Raw genomic sequence first — 20,159 nt, 5'->3', positions numbered from 1 at the left:
GGATCGTAAGGTATAACCACTTAAGCGCCAGAGCTTGCTCATGCGCGGGGAACATGTTGGTACAGCTTCTAGGGAGTTGATTGACATGGACGGCTGCTGCAAGCTGACGAGGTGGGGGTGTTCGAAATATTCGGCGGGGACCTCCCGGTTGTATCACCAGACCGTAAACCGATGCTTGGAAAATGGATAGGTGACTGTCCACACAACAAGCCGGTTGGTGAACCATAATATACTTGAACAGTTCATTTCATGGATGTACGGCATCAGAAGAGGGTATGCGGTACAGAAGAAATGCGTAGCATTCGTGAAGCCTGTTGTTTTAGTGATGCGTAATTGTATATCTCATATAGGATAACTTCATAACTGTACACATTTCGGCATGTACCGCATGCGTTTCCTTCTGTTGTCCTGTCAGTGAAATGACGAACGGAGGAAACGAACATGTGTGGTATTGTTGGATATATTGGTAATCAGAATACGCAGGATGTACTGATTGATGGTCTCAAGAAGCTGGAGTACCGTGGATATGATTCTGCTGGTATTGCTGTTTTTACAGATAAAGGATTGCAAGTGTCAAAGGCTAAAGGTCGTCTGGCTAACCTGGAAGCGAAGCTGGAGGATGCTCCATTGGTTGGTTATGCAGGTATCGGCCATACACGTTGGGCTACTCACGGTAAGCCTTCCGATGTGAACTCCCATCCACATACAGATGAGAGCCAGAAATTCTCAGTCGTCCACAACGGGATTATCGAGAACTATCTGGAGCTGAAAGAAGAATTGATGACTGAAGGTCATGTGTTCGTATCGGAGACGGATACAGAGATCGTATCGCATCTGATTGCACGTGAGTATGAGGGCGATATTGTTAAAGCTGTGCAAAAGGCGATCACTTATATGCGTGGTGCATTTGCATTGGGTGTATTGACTGAGCATGAGCCGGATAAATTAGTAGCAGTTCGTCAAGCGAGCCCGCTGGTTATCGGTGTTGGTGAAGGGGAGAACTTCATTGGGTCTGACATCCCTGCGATTCTGAAATATACGCGTAATGTATTTATTTTGGAAGATGGAGAGATGGCTGTTCTGACTAAGGATGCTGTCGAACTGCTGACGATTGAAGGGAACTTTATTTCTCGGGAAATGATTCGTGTCGATTGGGATGCAGTCACTGCAGAAAAAGGCGGCTTTGAGCATTTCATGCTGAAGGAAATCCACGAGCAGCCGAAGGCTTATCGTGATACGATGCTGGGACGGATTGATCACAAGAATCATCAAGTAGTGCTTCCAGAATTGAAGCTTACGGATGAGCAGATCAAGAACATTCGCAACATTCACATCGTAGCTTGTGGTACAGCATACAATGCTGGCCTGATCGGACGTACAGTGATTGAGAAATTTGCACGTATTCCAGCGGAAAATGATGTGGCTTCCGAGTACCGTTACCGCTCGCCAATCATTACACCAGAGACGCTCGTGATTGTAGTCAGCCAATCTGGTGAAACTGCTGATACGCTGGCTGCCTTGAGAGAAGCACAGGCTAATGGCGCTCATGTATTGGCTGTTACCAACGTCGTAGGTAGCTCCATTGCTCGTGATGCAGATGATGTATTGGTGACACTGGCAGGACCAGAGATCGCTGTAGCCTCTACCAAAGCATACTCCTCACAGTTGATTGCGTTCTATCTGCTGGGCCTGTACCTGGGTCAAGTTCGTGGTACAGTAACCAAGGAAGAGGCTAGTGAAGTACTGGCAGCCATGGAAGCTCTGCCTGAGCAAGTTGAGAGCATGCTGAAGCAAGCAGATGCTATCAAAGCCTATGCGGAGCAAATCTCCAAGCATGAGCACCTGTTCTTCATTGGACGTGGTCAAGACTACGCTGTAGTACAGGAAGGTTCCCTGAAGCTCAAGGAGATTTCCTACATTCACTCCGAAGCCTATGCGGCAGGTGAGCTGAAGCATGGAACGCTGGCACTGATTGAGGATGGAATCCCAGTTATTGCGCTGGTAACCCAAGAATCCGTAATGGAGAAGACGGTCAGCAATATTAAGGAAGTTAAAGCTCGTGGTGGTGACGTACTTGCAATTACTTACGAAGAGCATGCAGCTGAGCTGATGAAATCGGTAGACCAAGTGTTCGCGATTCCGAAGACATTGCCAATTCTGTCTGCTGCCGTCTCTGTCGTGTCCTTGCAGTTGCTGGCATACTATGCAGCTCTTGCTCTGGGTCATGACGTGGATAAACCGCGTAACCTTGCGAAGAGTGTAACGGTGGAATAAGAATCCAGATTAACATCATGACTCCAAACGGGGCTGCCTTCGGGTAGCCCTGTTTTCTTTTAAGGAGGCGTATCCATGGCAAAGCGTAAGCGTGAAATCACGGATGCCAAAATTAATAGATTCATCAAAGAAGGTAGAGGTCAAGGAACAGGAGCCGATTACCTTCCTTGGTTGCGAGGGTTCGAAGAAAATAAAGGGCTAGACTCGGGAAATAAAGTTGTAGACTGATAAAATGGAGTATTAGACTGATAAATTTTTGCTGCAATATTATGGAATATCAATACCAAAGCTTAGTGCCATATTGCTAATAAATTCATCTTCGCTCAGTTTCTCACGTGCCTTCATTAAGTCTTCGCTGGTATGGTATCTCAATTGGCTAGATGGATCAGTTGCCGCCTTGTAAATCAATTCAGCGTATTGATGCAATCTGATTCAATTGAACGCGAATAATTCGTACAAGGCTTGATAGACAAATAAAGATCGGTTTAGGCTCATTCGTACTTGATCCCAAACCGATCTTTTTCAATGCTTTTAAATCCACTATTTAAGCCTTATTGCATGAACCCAACAATGGGGCTATTGGATATGAAAATAATCAAAGTCGACGAATCCACCAGTCTGGCGTGTGGCGTAATGGAATAAGGCGAACCGGTAGCCCATAAAATGAGGCAACGTGTACGACATTTGCAATGTGTTTCCAATTGGGGTCCATTGGGTTCCGTCAAGACTGTAATAAAAATAGGCCTTGTCTGTCTGATTGGTAAAGTCACATAACACCTTGAAGTATACTCGATTCTGGGTAACGGGAACATTGGCCACTTCCGTCATGGCTCCTGAGCTTGCATTGACCATAACAATGGATGTGGAGGAACCTGTCTTCTTCACACCCACAAACCCATATTTGTCTTGAAAGGCTGCCAGCCCGGCATAATCTCCATCTTTCATTCCCTCTGTCTCCAGCGCGATGATTCCGGTGCTCCGAGGTCCAAATGTTCTTTGTGTGAGCGTATTTCTGGCATTGAGAATACTTGTACTAAGCGTTCCTGCCGTAAGTCGCAGGAAGCCAGGGCGCTGCGTAAGCGACCAGTTGGCCGGATCCGGATTATGATTCCACTGCCAGAATTTCGCCAGCTCGGAGGAGACTTCTGCGGTAGCAGTGCTTGTGAGTGAGACATCGTCGAGATAGAAGTCCATTAAATCATTCGCGGAATCAGGTGATGCTTGATAGGGAGTCTCCACGAAAATAAAGCTTTGCGAAAGGTCAGCCTGAGCAGGAAGGGTATAGGTTCCTTGAATGGTTCCCCATTGTCCCTTGGTTAACGTAGCACTGCCCATAATGGAAATGCCAGTATAGCTGGGGCCGTGCTGGATACTCAGTTGAAAGGGCTTGGTAACCGGTCCTGTCAGATATTTGACCTTCGCTGAGAACTGATAGACCTCACCTGGTTTCAGCTTGCCAGTCAATTCCTGCTTTGGACCGGCAGCAGTCTGCCGCCTACCACTGATGAACAGGCTCTGATTCCCACTGAATTTCTCGGCTTGAGTCTTGTCGATGATCGCTGTGTTATTACGTTCCCAGGGGCTTGTGTCATTATTCTCAAATCCTCCATTGCCAATCAGTTGCTCTGCTGTGGTTGCAGCGGAGAAATCGTCAGATCCATAGATTTTCTTCAGTGGATGACCTTCTGCAGGAAGCTCCATCGTCAGCGGTACCTTACCATTCACACCAAATACCGGCCATTGATCGGTCCAGGTGACTGGGACGAGGTAAGGAATACGTCCTATGGCACCGCTGTCCCTGAAGAGCATGCCGTACCAGGAGCCTGATACGGTGTCGACAATCCCGCCCTGTGCGATTCCTGAATCCTTAAGGACAACTTTTCCCGTATAAGGGCCAGTCAGGCTATCAGCACGATAGCATATTTGAACTCTTCCCTCGCCAGTGGGCCAAGCAATCAGGAAAATATAGTATTTGCCGTTGATTTTTTGTATATGAGCTCCTTCTGCCTTCAAGATCAGGTTAGAGCCCGCGACCTGGCTGGCATTGGGTATGATGACCTGCTTCAGGCCGCCAGATTTAATAGCTGTAGCATCCGGGGTCAGCTCTACGATACTGATCTGGTCACTACCATAGACAAGATATACGTGTCCATTATCAAATAGCAATGAAGCATCATGGTAATAGCTGCTCAGCACGTTCGAGGTCCAGGGACCCTCTTCAATGTTACGTGTCTGGTAAACATAGGTCTTGCCAGTAGAAAGAGAACCAAAAGCAACGTAGTATATTCCATCATGGTACCGAAGGCTACTTGCCCATGAACCTCTCCCATATTCATTCTGACCATTTTGCAGATTGTGAGAAGCTTGATCGGCGTAAATATCATACACGTAATTGACAATCTCCCAGTTGACGAGATCATATGATTTCATGATCGGAACACCAGGGTTCATGTGCATGGTTGTACTGGTCATATAATAGGTGTCCCCTACCCGAATGACATCATTATCTGGAACATCTGCATAAATTACTGGATTGTTGAAGGATGCAGCTGACGATAGATTACCTATTGGAAACATGACCATGAGGAGTGGAAGGATCATGAACAGCAGCCCTGCTTTCTTTAACATATTAGTGCCTCCTGACCAATTCTAGAGCTTCTATGAGAATGACCTATAGCGAAAACTCAATATAGTCAACGTAGGCGTCCCAGGTCCCGTCATCGGATGTCAGGGTAAGCTTGACCTCCTGGTCTCCTGTGAGGTGAGTAATATTGGATAGGGTCTGAACGGTCGGCGTTGTGCCTGTAAAATAGAACGAACCTACAGTAGCTCCACCAATGATCAGGTCCACTTTGGCCGTAGCTGCATTACTTGAAGCTCCACGTACCGATATCTGGTGGGTAGCGTTGGCAAAGAATTGGGTATAGGATGCATAATCTTGGTTGGCATATAAGGCAACACCTTCAAAAGGACTACTAATCTTGCCTGCATAAGTCCCGCCGATATTCATATTTTCCGCCTCAACCCGCGTTGTGGTATTGCTGCCGCCCGAATTAGGTGTGAATTGCCAGGCATCCAGATTGAAGAGTTGATTGCTGCCGGCACCAGTGAACACGAGATAGACATTACGCACTCCGGTTGCATTGTTGATGGTAGTCTCTAGTTCTTTCCAAGCCTGCATGCCTCCGGTGGAAGGAACATTCAGTGTACCGACCAAAGGTCCAGTCTCACTGTCAAGTCGGATTTCAATGTTACCGCCGACATTTGTGGCGACATTGGCCTTGAAGGACTTTGCCCCCGTAGAGCCAAAGTCAGCCTTGCCGACTGCAATCCAGTCCCCATTGTGTATGTTGGTCACATTCAGATTACTGATTGGACCACCACTAGCTTGTGTTGGCTCCGTCGTCACACCTGCCTGCCACGCAATGGTCTCGGCTTCGACGCGGGTGTAAGGATTCAGATTGGAGAGCTGAGCAATTCCTGTCAAATTGCCCTGAACTTCGGCAATACTCCCATCTGAGTTGTGGACCAGCTTGTTGATATGCGGAGAACGGTAGCCCATTCCAGCCCCGATTTGCGCTTTGCTAACGGTCTGGGCATGGTACACGACATACCATTCATTTTTAAAATTGAATACAGCATGGTGATTGTTGCCACCTACACCGAAGAAGGTATATGGATTTTTCAGAAAATGCCCCTTATAGGTGAAGGGCCCCATGGGACTGTCGCTGACCATATAGCCAATCTCGCCTGCAGGATATTGGGGCGGGTGCGTGCCAGCAAAATTAATGCAGTACGAATAATAGTACTTCCCGTTATATTTATGCATACCAGAATCCTCGAATAGATAAGGGGCATCAATAGTGGTAGCGCTTCCAATAACGCTTATCATGTCTGCCCCCAATTTGATAACTCTGGCGGTCTTTGGATTCGCAATGGAAGCCGGGTCGGATGTGTTCGGAATTCCGCCGCCACTGTATAAATATCCTGTGCCATCATCGTCCACCAGCACGGCGGGGTCAAACAGCCAGGTAACACCAGCCATTCCAGGCGTACTATGTGTCAGAAGAGCTCGACCAAGGGGATCTGTCCAAGGTCCGATCGGGGTGTCTGCTGTCAGAACACCAATACCAGCTCCACCATTAGCGAAGTACAGGAAGAACTTGTCCTTCCCGTTAACCTTTTTATGAGCTATGGCTGGCGCCCAAGAGTTGGCTGCCCATTTGGCGATACCTTTGCCATTATTTTTGTTGTTGGCACCAGCGACAGGGATGGCACCATGATCTGTCCAGTTCACCATGTCTGCGGAGGAGATGACCTGAATACGGTCCAATGCACTGAAGTCGTTATCTTTAATGGAGCCGTTATTGTTATACACATACGTATCACTGGACATGTAAATATAGACTCTTCCGTCGTGCACGAGGGCGTAGGGGTCAGCCCCCAGCTTATGGTCCATAAGCGGATTGGAGTTGCCAGGGAGCTTGGCTAATGGCTGATTAGCAGCATCGGCATACAGTGTGGGGAAGACAGCGAACAATAAAGCCAATGTTAGAAATGAAGCCAGACATCTTTTGATCATCTTAATAACCTCCATGTTTTTTATATGGTTATATGCCAGGCAGCCCAACATGATTTCATTGCTGTTAGGTAGCACTGGACCTGAACCCAGGATAAAAAATGACATGTAAATCCTCATGCATGTATTTAACAAAATAGAAATGGAATCGCTTTCATGAATCTGCAAGCATCGTATAGCCCAAGGCGTTCTATGAAGTCTCATGGCTTTCTGTGAAGTCTGTGCGTGAGCGTTGAAACTATGTAGTGAGTCATGCCACGAGCAGAAATGTACAGCAGTGGAGAGGAGTTGAACAGCTGATTGTAAAAGAAAAATGAGTGTGTTCTAAGAGAATGAAGCGCAATCAGAGTTAAATGAATAGCGGAAAAAATGAAATAATATGTAATTGTTTGGGTTTAAATGGGTTTTATTGGCGCAATAATACCATTTTGTATCATAAATTACAATATATTTATTTGTGAATTGAGGCCATTTACGGGTAAACCATAGCTATGTTTTCATGTTTTGACACGAAATCGTATCAGCTTGCATTCGGATATGGCACTACATATATTCCTTTTTTCGTGAAAAAAACATACAAAAGCAGGCTCAACATCCGCGATGGGAATAGATCCTGCTGTGTGGGAGTCTGCTCACTTGGACAGCATGGAAGCTTGGACCAAATGACTATCGACGTATTGCTTGAAGCGTACAATTTTTCCGTTCTCAACCCGCCAAATATGCACAAAGTCTGCCTCGAAAAATTTGCCCGTCAGCTTATAGGTGCCAGAGTAGACACCGACGACGATGATGGTATTTTCGTCCTCATAGAATTCCTTTGGCTTCGCCATATAATTATCCCATTCGCTGCCTAGCCGCGAAAAAACGTTGTGGAAGATCTCTTCGTAGCCCACATATGTGCCAGCATAAGGAAAACCTGCGGCTTCTGTCCATTCGGCGTGCTCGGCTAAATAAGCTTGATATATCAAGCCGTTTTCCTTAGCGTCGCCTTCATAAGTGCTTTTGACCATTTCCAGATTGCTCAGCATCATTTACCTCATAAACATGGGTATTGTTCGTTCATTATTGGATAGAGCATCCATCGTCACTGCAAGTACCATCGGAATCCGAACCGCTCACATCGCCCAGAATCTGTAGAGGCTGCGATTCGCTCCAGGACGTATTCAGTGCTTGCAGGAAGGTGTCGCTCGCTTGAGCACCAGAAATAGCATATTTACGGTCAATGACAAAAAAAGGAACACTGGTAACACCTAATTGCTGTGCTTCCTCTTCATCCTGTCGAACCTTGTCTGCAAATTCCGAGCTTGTGAGGAGGCGACGTACAGAGCTCTCATCTAACCCAGCTTCAAGGGCTAATTGAATCAACGTCTCGTGATCTCCCAGATGACGACCGTCTGTAAAGTAGGCTTTGAATAAGTCCTGAAATATAGCTGCTTTTCCTTGTTGGTCTGCATACTTCGCTAGGCGGTGGGCATCGAAGGTATTGGTCAACTGGATAGCGTCGAATTGGAAGTCGAGCCCCGACTGGGCTGCTTGCACTCCAATGTTATGATTCATCGCAATAGCTTCCTCACGCTTCATGCCATACTTGCCAACCAGCATGTCATGCACGTCATGCTCTTCACGCACAGGTGCATTTGGATCAAGCTCAAAGCTTTTGAATACGATCTTCACCTCCTCCTTGTGTGGGAATTGCTCCAGTGCTTGCTCAAATCTCTGCTTGCCAATATAGCAAAACGGACAGGCAAAATCAGACCAAATTTCAATATTCATGATAGATCTCCTCTCAGATGAAAACCATATTGTAGTCCTTCATTGGTAAAATGAGTGTTGTATCGTTCATCTTGATGTAACAATAATAGTTACAACAATATTTTCTGTCAAGTGGAATTTTTAAATTCAAAAAGGCCTTCATTCCCATTTAGGGAAGAAAGCCTTTAGGATGACTGACTAGTTGGAACTATGTCTCCAGTGCAAAAGCGATGATCTGATCCTTGGTTAAGGACTTGCCCTTGTTCCATATGTCCTGCCACTCCTGCTCTTCAAGAGCATTCTGTGCCATATGAAATGCGTGTCGGTACTCTACAGGATAATTTGGAGATGTAGACCCACCAGAGGCCTCGCGGTATTTCTCGGCAGCACTCAGAAGAACAACGGTATCTGGATAGGCTTGCTGGGCGCACAAGGCAATTGCCAGCCCTTCGATACTTCGCGATAGTACCCAGGTTCCCTTATAGATATGGCTGATGGCCACACTTTTCTTGAAATATTCTATAGCTTGCTCCACTTGTCCAAGCTTCAATGCGGAGTAGCCAAAGCCTTCGTAAGGACCCGACAACTCCCATTTATCCTGTATCTGTTCAAAGCATTGGATGCTTTCTTGAAATAACAGGACAGCTTCACTGTACTGATTTTGTAGGAGCTCAAGCTTACCCCACGCATGCAATGAGCCTCCCAGATTCCAGAGATCGTGGGCTTGTCTGGAGATATTTACGCTTTCTTGGACAAAATCCCTGGCTTCCTTCAACTGTTCGAGACTCATATGGATGAATCCCATCAGTCGTAGCGAGGAGGCAAGTAGTCCCGCATGATTCAGCCTGCGCGCGAATGTCACACTGGTGCCTGCCGAAGCTCTCGCCTGTTCCAGTCTTCCAGAGACGAAGAGAATAACCCCTTGTCCGTGTAGTGCTTTGGTGGTATCAGCATGGACCTGTTCCTCGTCGATAGGCTCCTCCATATGGATATCGTCCAGAAAACGCCCCAACCACAGCAACCCTTGATTCCAGGTGCCTTCGTGGAGCCAGAACCAGTATAATGCGGATGCCATCTGAATGCCGATGGGCCGGACTACCTGATGATGATAAGCCCACTGTAGCACATTACTTACATTTGCATATTCGCGTCGGACATCCTGTAGACAGGCATCTCGTTCATGGGTACGGAATTTAGCCTCGGCACTCATCAGATAGCAGCTGTAATACCGGGCATATCGCTCCGACAGGAGATGTCTGCCCTGGTCAGCGGATGCCTCAAGCAGTCGCTCTGCAGCATATTCCTTAATGGATTCCAGCAGGGAGTAGCGCATGGAATTATGGTCATGGCTTGGATCGATACCTACCAGTGATTTATTCACGAGACTGGATAATAGATCTAGCAGTTCTAGCTCTGTAATATTATCCGGGCGATTAACGGCTCCTGGTTCACAGCTGCACACCGACTCAGCGGCATCCAAAGTAAAGCCTCCCGAGAAGATGCTTAGCCGCTGTAAGAGAAGCTGCTCCTTGGCCGTGAGCAAAGTATAGCTCCAGTCGATCGTCGATTTTAGCGTTTGTTGGCGGTGGGTTGCCGTTCTCCTTCCAGCAGTCAATAACGTGAGCAGACTGGAAAGACGCTCAACGATTTGTTCCAGAGTCAATACATTCATTCGCGCCACAGCAAGCTCAATGGCTAGAGGAATGCCTTCCAATCGTTTGCAAATTTCGCAAATGAGCAGCAAGGATTGCATAGTTGGTTGAAAATGGGGAGTGACGGTTCGGGCCTTTGCCAAAAACAGCTGCACCGCTTCATATTGTTGAATGTCCTCCGCAGGCAACTCCTCCACAGCATCCGCCAGATGTGGCGTTGTTAGGGGTTGAACCCGGTACATATATTCACCATGGATGTTCAGAGCTTCTCGGCTCGTGACGAGAATGCTTAAGGATGGTGCAGCTGATAGAAGAGCTTCCGCCAAGGCGCTGCTTGCATTAATGAGGTGCTCACAATTATCAAATATGAACAATTGCTTTTGGTCAGATACAAAGCTCACAAGTGATCCTATGTCACTTTGCGCTGGCTGATTCTGCAAGCCCAGGGTCGACAACAGGAACTGACTTACAAGATCAGGGTCACCTACGGAGCCCAGCTCGAACAGCCAAATACCGTCTGGATACACCTCGGTAAGCTGTGCAGCCACCTGTATGGCAAGCGATGTCTTGCCAATACCTCCAGGACCCAGGAGGGAGACGAGGGAGTGCTCTCGCAGCAATTCCCTAATCTCGGTCGTTGCTTCACGTCGTCCAATGAAGAGAGAAAGAGAGCCAGGTATATTGCCTTGTGGCTTGGAGGAGTAGGCTACTTGATCCCCCTGTCTACGCACTGGATGATGTCCTGCCTGACCAGAATCTGACGCTGTCGCGTTCGTGCTGGAAACAGCCACGTCGGCGGGACTCATGATCGTGTCGAACCAATCCTCATCAAAGTCGGGGAATTCACGGTGTGTGGTGGAACGGGCCTCCGACAATCGTTTGACTGCAAGCCATAGCTCGCTAGCTTCCTTCTGCTGGGCTCCTTCCAGCAAATGTCCTTCCTCCAGAAACACTTGAATCAATCGCTTCAGACTGCCGATGCTTGGTATGCGATCACCATTTTCCCATTGCTGAACGGTTCGGGGGTCAACGCCCACCTGAGCTGCCAAGTCCACTTGGCGCATTTTTTTTCGTGCGTCCTCTCGGACGGGTCTGGATCGGAATTTTTTGATCAGTTCATGAGGCCACTCTTTGGAGAATTTCTGGTCATCCATTGTATCACCTGAAATCTATTAGTTATGGTCACAGCATTTCAATGTCCGGCAGCCAGATTGCATATCCTATGCTGTGCCTTGCACGAACAAATACGAACTCATATACATTCGTGTTCAGGATTCTATCAGATAAGCTATACCATATCAACACACAAATCCAATAAGGAGGTGCACGACATGCCTTTGACACGTATTTCCATGCTAGCAGGTCGTTCGAGTGAGGTAAAAGCACAGATTAAGGAAGTGGTCTCCCAGACGGTCGTTGATAAGCTGCATGTACCAGCGAGTGACCGTTTTGTACTTATAGAGGAATATGACCGGGAGAATTTCAGTTATGATCCGAACTGTCTGGATATCGAGAGAAGCGATGGATTCCTCATTGTCCAGATTGTCCTGAATGCGGGAAGAACGTCCGATGTGAAAAAAGAATTTTATGAAGCCTTGGCGGAGCAGCTCCATCAGCAATGCCAAATTCGTACCGAAGATGTGTTCATCAATTTAGTTGAAGTTACCAAGGATAACTGGTCTTACGGTAATGGAGCTGCGCCATTCATTCTGTAAAAAATTCAAAATAAGAGAGTAAGTTACGACCATGTCAAAAGTTCTGTATATTACTGCCCATCCAGGAAATCCCAATCAATCCTATAGCCTTGCTGTAGGGGAGCAATTTGTACAAGCCTACAAAGAAAATCATCCAGGGGACACGGTGGAACACGTAGACCTGTATCAATTGACGATTCCGCAGATTGATGCAGACGTATGGGGAGCATGGGGACAACTTCAAGCTGGAGCTCCATTCGATCAACTGACTGCTGCCCAGCAAGAAAAGATAACTCAACTGAACCAATTGCTTGAGCAGTTCATGACGGCCGATAAGTATGTCTTCGTTAACCCAATGTGGAATTTCTCCTACCCTCCAGTGATGAAGGCCTACATCGACTCCTTCTGTGTTCGTGCCAAGACCTTCAAATATACGGAGAATGGACCAGTGGGTCTGCTGAGCAACAAAAAGGCGTTCCATATTCAAGCAACTGGAGGTGTGTACTCCGAAGGTCCAGTGCAGGATCGCGAGCATGGAAGCAGCCATCTGAAGACGGTTCTGAACTTTGTCGGTGTCACCGAGTTCGAAAGCTTGTTCATAGAAGGAATATCCACCGCAGGAGATCGCGCTCCACAAATCAAAGCTGAAGCGATAGAAAAAGCGCGTGAGGCAGCCAAAGCTTTTTAATAAACACGTGTACTGAATTGCCATAAAATCATTCTCCTAACCGTTACAAGCAAGCTTCTTCATAACCGTAGTACCTATAAAACTCTCAGTATATCCTGAGAGTTTTTATAGGTATGCACGGGGGCGATGAATGGAGCGCTAAATAGGAGAGATCTATAAGAGAGGATAGCGGAAATGAAAGAAAGCTTTTTGGGAGCTACGCTGACCGCTAAGCAGCGTCTGGGCATTGCAGTAGTACTGGGAGCCTTGGCTGCAATTGCTCCATTTTCTTTGGATATGTATCTACCAGCCTTGCCGGAGCTAACGAGAGATATGCATACCTCAGCGTCCATGGCTCAGCTTAGCTTGACAGCTTGTATGCTGGGACTTTCGTTGGGACAATTGTTTGCGGGTCCTCTGAGCGACATTTATGGCCGGCGCAAGCCTTTGATGTTTGGTTTGCTTTTGTATGTGATTGCTTCTATATGCTGTGCTTTTAGCGGTTCCATTTGGACGTTTATTCTACTGCGATTCATTCAGGGCTTAGCTGGAAGTGTAGGAGTTGTCGTGTCCCGAGCGATGACCAGGGATCTTTTTTCTGGCTCTGAACTAACGAGGTTCTTCTCCCTGCTAATGCTGATAAACGGGGCTGGTCCTATTTTTGCTCCCATTGCTGGAGGACAGCTATTGCGTGTGTCCTCATGGCAAGGAGTCTTCTTTGCATTGTGTATAGCTGGTCTAGTCTTGTTTTTTGCGGTTGTCTATAAGCTGCAGGAGACCTTGCCCGTGGAGAGAAGAACGGAAGGCAATCTGAAAGCTACGCTCCTTACCTTTGGTAATTTGTTAAAGGACAAAATGTTTATAGGATATGCTCTAGCTCAGGGGTTTGTCCTTGCTGCAATGTTTGCCTATATATCGGGATCAACGTTTGTTATTCAGGATATTTTTGGGGCATCCCCTCAGGCATTTAGTTTCATTTTTGCCGTGAACGGGATTGGTCTAATTGTGGCTGGGCAAATTACAGGCAGATTATCCAGCAGAGTTAGCGAGCGACGATTGTTCATAAGCGGAATTATGCTGGCCTGCCTTAGCGGTGTTCTGCTGTTCGTCATCCTGATTAGTGGTGGAGGACTTTATGCCGTTCTAGTCCCCTTATTCTTTGTAGTAGCGAGCGTAGGAATCGTTACAACAACGGGATTCTCGCTAGCCATGCAAAATTACGGTGCCGCGGCAGGGAGCGCCTCAGCGCTGTTAGGCTTGATTTCCTTTATTCTGGGCGGTCTTGCTGCTCCGTTAACTGGCATTGGGGGAGGGCACTCTGCCATCCCGATGGGGATTGTCATTGCTGCAGCTAATCTGGCCGCGTTCGTATGCTATATCGTATTTGTACGAGCGAATTCGAAGCAAAGCGCTTAAGAAAAGAAATTCATCATTCTTTGAAAGACAATGAGTACAGGAGGATTTAAAATGAATATTTCATATCATGGACATTCCGTTGTTCGCATCCAGACGAACGGAAAAACTATACTTATTGACCCTTTCTTGAGGGGCAATTCTGCTACAGATCTGGATGCAGCCACTGTGGAGGCGGATGTTATTATTTTGACTCATGGGCACGGAGATCATGTAGGAGACACAGTAGAAATAGCAAAGAGAAATAATTCGCTGGTCATTGCCTCGGCAGAGCTTGCGGATGTGCTCAGTTGGGAAGGGGTGAGGACCCATGCTATGAGCATTGGGGGCGCTTATACGTTTGCTTTTGGAAAAGTGAAGCTGACTCAAGCCTTTCATAGCTCCAGCTATGTTAACCAGAAGACGAAAACGATTGTCTACACCGGCATGCCTACGGGGATTCTGTTCACTGCGGAGAATAAGACCATTTACCATGCAGGAGATACAGGGTTGTTCTACGACATGAATGTGATTGGAGCACGCCAGAGCATTGATGTGGCCTTCCTTCCGATTGGGGACAACCATACGATGGGACCAGAGGATGCTGCACTGGCGGCTGAATGGCTTCAGGCCAAGCAGGTAGTGCCGATCCACTACAATACGTTCCCTTTTATTGAACAGGACCCCAACAAGTTTGTTTCGCTTTTGCCAGAAGGCGTCGGAGTTGCATTGAAACCAGGGGAACAAATATCAATCTAAAGATAAGGAGCCGTCTCATTAGAGATGGCTCCTTATCTTTAGATTGAAAGGTAGCAGATCATCTGGTATCAAGGTTTTGATAAGTTGGTTAATTTTGTCTTAGGGGTAAAGTGAGTTATAATATATCATGTTGTCTAACAAATTAGTAATTTATATAATGGAATTATTAACGTTGCAGATGCTGTGGTATCGAGGAAAGTAGAAATACGGAGGTGAGTTCCATTCAGTTCAATCGTGTATCCAGTAACAAGCTCTATATACAGATATATGATCAGATTCTGTCACAGATCCAAAGTGGAGCGTTTCAGATTGGTGACAGACTACCAACCGAACGGGAGCTGTGTGCGCAGTTCGGAGTTAGCAGAGCACCGATCCGGCAGGCCCTTAGTGCTCTTGAAATGAAAGGATACATCTACTCTCGTCAAGGAGAGGGCGTATATGTCAAGAATACGAGTATGTCTACGGAATCGTTAACGGAGGATGCCTCCTTCATTGATTCCATAACCCCGGAGGATATTGTGGAAGCTAGAATGAGCATAGAGCCACTTATCGCCAAATTTGCAGCTCAAAGAGCAACGGATGAAGACGTCGAGCTTCTGCGCAATACGATCGATCAGATGGAAGCCGAGACCCGAACAGGCAGCTATGTGCCTGAGACGGATGAGAAGCTGCACATGGGGATTGCCAAGGCTTCCCATAATGATGTGTTCATTCAGTTCATGACTGTCATCACGCAAGCGATGAAGCAGCAGGAAATGTGGAAATTCATTCGTGATCGAACCGTGACCCGGCCTGATTATAGAGACACGAACTTCAGTGAGCACAAGGGCATTATTCATGCAATAGAGAACAAGCAGGCAGACAAGGCGTCCAAGCTTATGTCTGAGCATATGCAGCATCTGTATAATCGCTATTGGAAAGATTAATTTATACCAGGAATCCTCTGCCCGTTGATAGGTGCAGGGGATTCTTATTTTATGTGACAATTATTATAGCAAACAACAGTTGACATTTAAAAAGTATGCTATTATACTCAAGTCACAAGTTCACTTGGTATACAAGTTATCAAGTGAACCAATTTTTCAGGAGGTGTTGGAAGCGCTTAATCTCATGATGAAATATTTCGATTCAGGAAATACTTTCATAAGTCACTTTTTTTATCAATCGTGTTGAAAGCGTTTTAAAATTATGACATGAAGCAGTGCATCATCTTTTGGGAGGATTTCATATGGATCTGCAGCAACTGGAGAAATCTACAGTCCGTAAAGTTACCTTGCGGCTTATTCCTTTCTTGTTCCTTTGTTTTACAATATCTATTCTGGATCGTGTTAATATTGGGTTTGCCGCTCTGAGCATGAATGAGCATCTTGGCTTTTCCGAGGCGGTATATGGATTTGGTGCAGGGGTGTTCTTCCTGGGATATTTCCTGTTAGAGGTACCCGGAAGTGCTATGATGGCGAAGATTGGTGCAAGACGGTGGATTAGCCGTATTATGATTTCATGGGGAATTATAGCGATTATTATGGCATTCATTCAGACGCCAATCCAGTTCTACATTGTTCGTTTCTTACTGGGTGTAGCTGAAGCAAGCTTTTATCCTTGTATGGTGCATTACTTGAGCGGTTTCTATCAGACTAAGCACCATGCCAAGGCGATTGCAGGGTTCATGATTGCAATTCCGGCAGCGAACGCTATCGGTTCTCCGATCTCGACCTTCCTGCTGCAGATTGATTGGATGGGACTTGCGGGGTGGCAGTGGTTATTCATTTTGGAAGCGATTCCAGCATTGATTCTTGGGGTTGTGTGCTACTTCTATCTTACAGACCGGATTGAGGAGGCAACATGGCTGACGAGCAGTGAGAAGAACTGGCTGCTTGAGGTTACTAAAAAGGAAGCTCTGGAAAAGCAAAAAGTAAAGAAGCCCACGTTTATGGAAGTATTGCGTGATCGGGATGTACTGATTCTGGCTGTGGGGTATTTCTTCTGGATGTTCGGTTACTATGGAATTAATATGTTTCTGCCCACCATTTCCAGAGGTCTGACGCAGACGACCGGGCTGACCTTGCAGAGCATCGGCTGGCTGCTCGGATTAATGTACTTGTGTGCCATGGTGGTTATGTATCTGGTGGGTAAGAACTCGGACAGAACGAATGAGAGAAAATACCATGTGGCGTGCTGCTTGACTGTAAGTGCTGTAGCTATGATTGTCAGTGTCTTTGTAGCAGAATTCAGTCTGGTCGGAGCTTTCGTATTATTGACCATCAGTCTTTGTGGAGCTTTTGGTGCTTACTCGCCATTCTGGGCCATCCCGCCATCATTTCTGACAGGCGTCGCCGCTGGGGGAGCCATCGCATTGATTAATAGTATTGGTAATCTTGGTGGATTTTTCGGTCCATATTTCGTAGGCTTCATGAATGACATGACGGGCTCGCATAATCTGGGTATGGTAACCTTGGGGATTAGTATGCTTATTAGTGTCACCATTATCGTGCTGCTTGTAAAGCAATCTGGAAAAAGCAAGACGATGACCGTGGATAGCAACCCTCCGTTGGAGCCGATTGGCAAATGACAGAGCTGCTGCGCAACGAAGACTATTAACAAAACGGGTATATACGCCATTCACAAATACTCGTTTTTTATTTACAATAACTTAGGATACAAGTTAACAAGATTATAAGATAACAAACAGCTATTGAGATTAAAAATTCATGTTGAGGTGAGCCAAATGACAAATATCAGCGTCCATGAGCTTGAACAGAAAGCCGCTGAGCTTAGACAGACAGCTCTAACGATGATTTATAAAGCACAATCAGGACATCCTGGCGGGTCGCTGTCTGCCGCTGATTTTGTAACAGCCCTTTATTTCAGAGAAATGAATATCGATCCAGAGAATCCGAAATGGGAAGATCGTGACCGTTTTGTACTCTCCAAAGGACATGTTTGTCCCATTCAATATGCTGCACTGGCGCATCGAGGTTACGTTCCGATGGAGACCATTCATACACTCCGGCAATACGGCTCTCCATTTCAAGGCCATCCTGATATGAAAAAGTGCCCTGGCATTGACATTTCAACAGGCTCGCTCGGTCAAGGTCTGTCCTGTGCTGTAGGCATGGCTTTAGCAGGCAAACGGGACAACAAGGACTATCGGGTATTTGCAATATTGGGCGATGGAGAATGTCAGGAAGGACAAATATGGGAGGCAGCTCAGACCGCGAATAAGTATCAGCTTGATAATCTGATCGTCTTTGTCGACGACAACAATCTGCAGATTGACGGTACATGTGATGAAATTATGCCTAATCTGGATCTGGAGCTTAAGTTCAAGGCCTTCGGCTTTGAAACGAGACGCATCGACGGTCATGACATGCAGCAGATTGTGGATACGTTGGATGAGGTGCGTGAGCTGAAGAACAAGCCTATCTGCATCGTGTGCAATACGATTAAGGGCAAGGGTGTATCGTTCATGGAAGATGTGTGTGGCTGGCACGGAGTTGCGCCCAAGGAAGCAGAGTATTTGCAGGCACTAGAAGAAATTGCGGGAGGTTTGAAAAAATGAGTGTACAAGAGAATACAGCAGTAGTGAAGAAAATTGCAACTCGTGAAGCCTTCGGTCATGAAATTGTGGAGCTGGGTAAGAGCAATAAAAATATCTACGTCGTGGATATTGATATCGGTAAGTCCTGTAAGACTACGGAGTTCGCCAAGCAGCTCCCGGACCAACATGTTAATGTGGGCATCGCCGAGCAGAATGCGGCTGGCCTGTCTGCGGGTCTCGCCACTACCGGCAAAATCCCCTTCATTAGTACCTATGCGGTGTTTGGCTCGCTTCGTATGGCAGAACAGATCCGCCAAGAAGTCTGCTATCCTAACCTGAATGTGAAAATTGCATGCTCGCATGGAGGGCTGACACCTGCGAATGATGGAGGCAGTCATCAGGCTATTGAGGATATGGGCGTGCTCCGTACCATTCCTAATATGACGGTTATTATGGGCTCCGATTATTACTCTACCCGTAAGCTGGTGGCTCAAGCTGCCGAGCATTACGGCCCAGTCTATCTCCGTTTCACTCGTGATGCGATTCCTGTAATCTACGACGAGAATGAGGAATTCCAGATCGGTAAGGCCAAGAAGCTGAAGCAAGGCAAGGATCTTGCCATCATCGCCAATGGTGATACCGTCTATCTGGCCATACAAGCAGCCGAGCAATTGGAGCAGGAGGGAATCTTCGTTACCTTGCTCGATATGCATACGCTGAAGCCGCTGGATCGGGAAGCTGTCGTAGAGTGTCTGAGCACCGGGCACATCATTACCGTTGAGGATCATAACATTCTCAATGGCCTCGGTAGTGCTGTCAGCGAGGTAGTAGCCGAGGAAGGTGGAGCAGTTCTTCGCAGAATCGGAATCCAGGATAAATTTGGGGAGTCGGCACCATACGAACAACTGCTGGAGCTTAATGGAATTACTATTGAGAATATCGTTAATACAGCTCGTACCATGCTCAAACGAAACTAACCTATATATAAATTGATCAAAGGAGTGTTTAAACCATGTTTGAACTAACCAATCGCGTAGCTATTGTAACTGGAAGTGGCTCCAAAAGAGGAATCGGACGCACGATTGCACTGACTCTGGCCAAGCAAGGAGCGAAGCTATGCATCGCTGATATCAATCAGGAAGGTATTCAGGAGACGGTGGATGCTATTAAGGCAGCAGGCGGGGATGCAATCGGGGTTGAACTGAATGTGACCAGTGAAGAGTCTACAAAGGCTATGGTGGCACAAGTGTTGGAGGCGTATGGAAGAATAGACATTCTGGTCAACAATGCTGGCATTTCTCAAAAGGCAACCGTTGCAGAGATGACGCTTGAGGATGTGACACGGGTATTTAACGTCAACATGTTCGGACTGTTCCTGTGCACGCAGGCTGTACTTGAGCCTATGAAGAAGCAGGGATATGGTCGAATCGTCAATCTCTCTTCAGTCTCTGCAAAGCGTGGTGGGGGCGTATTCGGGGGTGCACATTATTCTGCATCCAAGGCGGCTGTATTGGGCTTCTCCAAGAATCTGGCGCGTGAAGTGGCAGCGGACGGGATCACCGTTAACTCCGTTGCGCCTGGTCTGGTGAATACGGATATCTGGAAGTCGCTCGATAAAGAAGTGGCTGATGGTGTTATTGCAGGCATCCCGATGGGACGTCCTGGTGAGACGGAGGAGATTGCCGCAGCTATCGCATTTCTGGCTTCTGAGGAATCCTCGTATATTACCGGCGAAGAGATTGACATCAATGGTGGTTCGCACATGGATTAATAGTAGGTCACAAGCAGGAACAGGCATCCTGACATGCAAGCATACAGGTGCACGGAGGGATGTCTGGAGTGCAGGCTCAGC

16 protein-coding genes are annotated in these 20,159 nt (G+C 46.9%); 11 read left to right on the top strand and 5 right to left on the bottom strand.

Annotated elements, in window-relative coordinates:
* Positions 1-441: 441 nt before the first annotated feature.
* Together glmS and D328_RS31690 are read left to right on the top strand one after the other, a co-directional pair.
* Positions 442-2,274 carry a glutamine--fructose-6-phosphate transaminase (isomerizing) gene (glmS, locus tag D328_RS0125775; RefSeq protein ID WP_018887937.1) on the top strand — a complete coding sequence of 611 codons (1,833 nt, stop codon included), beginning with the start codon at positions 442-444 and terminating at the stop codon, positions 2,272-2,274.
* 75 nt (positions 2,275-2,349) lie between these two features.
* A complete protein-coding gene (locus D328_RS31690; protein ID WP_018887936.1) occupies positions 2,350-2,502 on the top strand; it encodes a hypothetical protein in 153 nt (50 codons plus the stop codon).
* Between the two features lie 348 nt (positions 2,503-2,850).
* Here D328_RS31690 and D328_RS0125765 read toward each other — a convergent pair whose 3' ends face one another.
* The 5 genes from D328_RS0125765 to D328_RS0125745 all read right to left on the bottom strand — a co-directional run bounded on the left by D328_RS0125765 (position 2,851) and on the right by D328_RS0125745 (position 11,411).
* The gene (locus tag D328_RS0125765) at positions 2,851-4,902 is read right to left on the bottom strand and encodes a beta-xylosidase family glycoside hydrolase (protein ID WP_018887935.1); all 2,052 of its coding nucleotides are present in this window, start codon (positions 4,900-4,902) and stop codon (positions 2,851-2,853) included.
* A gap of 43 nt (positions 4,903-4,945) precedes the next feature.
* A complete protein-coding gene (locus D328_RS0125760) occupies positions 4,946-6,856 on the bottom strand; it encodes a carbohydrate-binding protein (protein ID WP_018887934.1) in 1,911 nt (636 codons plus the stop codon).
* A 629-nt stretch (positions 6,857-7,485) separates the two neighbouring features.
* Positions 7,486-7,884 carry a nuclear transport factor 2 family protein gene (locus D328_RS0125755; protein ID WP_026281382.1) on the bottom strand — a complete coding sequence of 133 codons (399 nt, stop codon included), beginning with the start codon at positions 7,882-7,884 and terminating at the stop codon, positions 7,486-7,488.
* 31 nt (positions 7,885-7,915) lie between these two features.
* Positions 7,916-8,626 carry a DsbA family oxidoreductase gene (locus D328_RS0125750; RefSeq protein ID WP_018887932.1) on the bottom strand — a complete coding sequence of 237 codons (711 nt, stop codon included), beginning with the start codon at positions 8,624-8,626 and terminating at the stop codon, positions 7,916-7,918.
* Positions 8,627-8,813: 187 nt separating this feature from the next.
* Positions 8,814-11,411, bottom strand: a complete 2,598-nt coding sequence (locus D328_RS0125745; RefSeq protein WP_018887931.1) for a helix-turn-helix domain-containing protein — start codon at positions 11,409-11,411, stop codon at positions 8,814-8,816.
* Positions 11,412-11,588: 177 nt separating this feature from the next.
* Between D328_RS0125745 and D328_RS0125740 the strand changes: the two genes are divergently transcribed.
* The 9 genes from D328_RS0125740 (at position 11,589) to D328_RS0125700 (ending at position 20,078) form a co-directional block, all read left to right on the top strand.
* A complete protein-coding gene (locus tag D328_RS0125740; protein ID WP_018887930.1) occupies positions 11,589-11,972 on the top strand; it encodes a tautomerase family protein in 384 nt (127 codons plus the stop codon).
* Between the two features lie 31 nt (positions 11,973-12,003).
* Complete coding sequence (locus D328_RS0125735; RefSeq protein WP_018887929.1) at positions 12,004-12,639, top strand: FMN-dependent NADH-azoreductase; 636 nt, start codon at positions 12,004-12,006, stop codon at positions 12,637-12,639.
* Positions 12,640-12,813: 174 nt separating this feature from the next.
* Positions 12,814-14,034 (top strand): multidrug effflux MFS transporter, encoded by a 1,221-nt coding sequence (locus tag D328_RS0125730; protein WP_018887928.1) that lies wholly within the window; start codon positions 12,814-12,816, stop codon positions 14,032-14,034.
* A gap of 51 nt (positions 14,035-14,085) precedes the next feature.
* Positions 14,086-14,769 (top strand): metal-dependent hydrolase, encoded by a 684-nt coding sequence (locus D328_RS0125725; protein ID WP_018887927.1) that lies wholly within the window; start codon positions 14,086-14,088, stop codon positions 14,767-14,769.
* 212 nt (positions 14,770-14,981) lie between these two features.
* Positions 14,982-15,695, top strand: a complete 714-nt coding sequence (locus tag D328_RS0125720; RefSeq protein ID WP_018887926.1) for a FadR/GntR family transcriptional regulator — start codon at positions 14,982-14,984, stop codon at positions 15,693-15,695.
* Positions 15,696-15,997: 302 nt separating this feature from the next.
* The gene (locus D328_RS0125715; RefSeq protein ID WP_018887925.1) at positions 15,998-17,338 is read left to right on the top strand and encodes an MFS transporter; all 1,341 of its coding nucleotides are present in this window, start codon (positions 15,998-16,000) and stop codon (positions 17,336-17,338) included.
* 156 nt (positions 17,339-17,494) lie between these two features.
* Complete coding sequence (locus D328_RS0125710) at positions 17,495-18,328, top strand: transketolase (protein WP_018887924.1); 834 nt, start codon at positions 17,495-17,497, stop codon at positions 18,326-18,328.
* Entirely contained in the window at positions 18,325-19,284 is a 960-nt protein-coding gene (locus D328_RS0125705) for a transketolase family protein (RefSeq protein ID WP_018887923.1), read from the top strand. The genes D328_RS0125710 and D328_RS0125705 overlap by 4 nt, the downstream gene beginning before the upstream one ends.
* 35 nt (positions 19,285-19,319) lie before the next feature.
* Positions 19,320-20,078 (top strand): SDR family NAD(P)-dependent oxidoreductase, encoded by a 759-nt coding sequence (locus D328_RS0125700; protein ID WP_018887922.1) that lies wholly within the window; start codon positions 19,320-19,322, stop codon positions 20,076-20,078.
* The last annotated feature ends 81 nt before the right edge of the window (positions 20,079-20,159 follow it).

This window comes from Paenibacillus massiliensis 2301065 = DSM 16942 (assembly GCF_000377505.1).
GTDB classification, from domain to species: Bacteria; Bacillota; Bacilli; order Paenibacillales; family Paenibacillaceae; genus Paenibacillus; species Paenibacillus massiliensis.
The sequence above is the reverse complement of the archived record's forward strand: the minus strand, read 5'-3'. Positions and strand labels throughout refer to the sequence as shown.